Below are 1,735 nucleotides of genomic sequence, written 5' to 3' on the forward strand. Positions count from 1 at the left end.
GCTGTTTTACCATTTATGGGAAAAAATGGTGAAGGTGAGAACAGTTTGTATAGAAGCTTGAATGGACAGGAGAGCCATCAGGTAAACTTTCTCACTGAAATTGTCTTAAGTCCGACAGGCTCCTAGCGCTTCATCAAAATCACCATCCACTTTACAGACGTACTGAATATCGCAGGCGGTTAATAACGGCACGCCTGACCGGGCTTTTGTATTCGACAAATGACTTTTAATGTAATTCCCTCTCATTCTGAACAGCTCTTCCAGGTCCACCTGAGAATCCATCAGCGTCTGACAGGTTGTAAGAAATGAGGTCATTCTTGCCAATACCATTCTTGCCAATACCATCCTTGCCAATACCATCCTTGCCAATACCATCTCACTGCTGGTTTTTAAATCACCTTCTGATTCAGGCAGTGTGTAGCTACTAATAATGGCGGTCGCTCTTTGCAGAATACCAAACAGTTCCTGTTGCAATTCGGGCAGCGCCTGAATGGCTGCAACAAAGGCCTTGTCATCCTGATTCGAAACAACCTGTCCATGTTCAAAGTGACTGGCATAAGTTTGTAAGTGCTTTCTGTGCTCTATGACCTTCCCAAGACGTTCATTGCCATCTGCCAGACAGGCTTCACAGCTCCCCAGTTTGATTGCCAGCTTCTGGTCGTCTGAGAGCTGAGGCTGTTTGAGCGCTTCACGAAACAGAAACAGGGCCCTGGAAGGATTTTGGCTATGCCCCATCAATAAGCAGCTTCCGCTACCAGGGATTCAGCGGTATCAGAAGGAGCAGTAGTGCTTGTTTTGGTCTTTACCTCTGGCTCTGACAGAGCATCATTATCAGAGTCGTCACTCTGATGCCCTGACTCCGATCCCTTGTTCGATGATGTAGAAGTCACTGACAAACTACTGGACACTTCCTTCATTTGCTCAAGAAATGCATCCAGTTCAGCCTTTTCCTTCAGTCTGACTGCTTCAGCCCGACCTTGATAAGCACTTAGAACCGATAGGGCTTTCTTTAAGCTGCAATGAGCATTGGCAATAGCATCTGATTCAGCTCCTTTCAGCAGCTGGCCATCTGTCAAAGCTTGCAGGAACCCTTTTTCAAGACTGCTCTGAATGGCCCTCAGGCCATCACAGCTGGCTTTCAACTCAAAAAAGCTTCCTCTACCTTCTTCCAGCACTGCGGAAAGTTTTGTTGCCATGGCAACGACAGGATCAAGCAATTTAAGGCAGGTTTTGCCGTCATAATGGCCAAAACACAGGTCGACACCTGCCAGTGCATCCGGAAACTCATAGGTTCGGTCGACCAGAACAACATATTGCAGACGATCCAGCCAAAACTCAGCCGCTGACTGGGAGTTTTGGCCTCCCCAGGCGACTGGCAGGCAATCATCAATCACCCCTATGGATCTTCGGCACATTTCCAGCAGGATGGTTTTACTGGTGTCGGAGGCACAATGATTTTCTACCAGATCAGCAAACAGCTTGGCAAAAAGGTTCAGACTATGAGAAACCCTGCGCATATGATCCAGGCAGGGCTCCAGAAAAGTTTCTTTTTCAACCCCATATACCGTAACCAGTTTTCGTAGCTGCTCCAGCTCAATCATGACCACGACTTGACATCCTCCCCGCCCTAAAGAACGGGGATTCCTACAGCTAGACGGTCATGCCCGACCGCAAGAATGTTTCTTGCTGCGTTTACGTCACGCAGATGTTCAGCTCCGCACTCTGAACAGACCCA

General features: G+C 48.0%; 3 protein-coding genes. All 3 read right to left on the reverse strand.

Annotated elements, in window-relative coordinates:
- Positions 1-105: 105 nt before the first annotated feature.
- Positions 106-735, reverse strand: a complete 630-nt coding sequence (locus ACR2PX_RS23645) for a hypothetical protein (RefSeq protein ID WP_434001809.1) — start codon at positions 733-735, stop codon at positions 106-108.
- A complete protein-coding gene (locus ACR2PX_RS23650; protein WP_434001810.1) occupies positions 735-1,607 on the reverse strand; it encodes a hypothetical protein in 873 nt (290 codons plus the stop codon). The genes ACR2PX_RS23645 and ACR2PX_RS23650 overlap by 1 nt, the downstream gene beginning before the upstream one ends.
- 20 nt (positions 1,608-1,627) lie before the next feature.
- The coding region (locus ACR2PX_RS23655) for a zinc ribbon domain-containing protein (protein ID WP_433997355.1) at positions 1,628-1,735 on the reverse strand (108 nt) is incomplete at its 5' end.

It is taken from the genome of Endozoicomonas sp., assembly GCF_051008435.1.
Lineage (GTDB): Bacteria > Pseudomonadota > Gammaproteobacteria > Pseudomonadales > Endozoicomonadaceae > Endozoicomonas_A.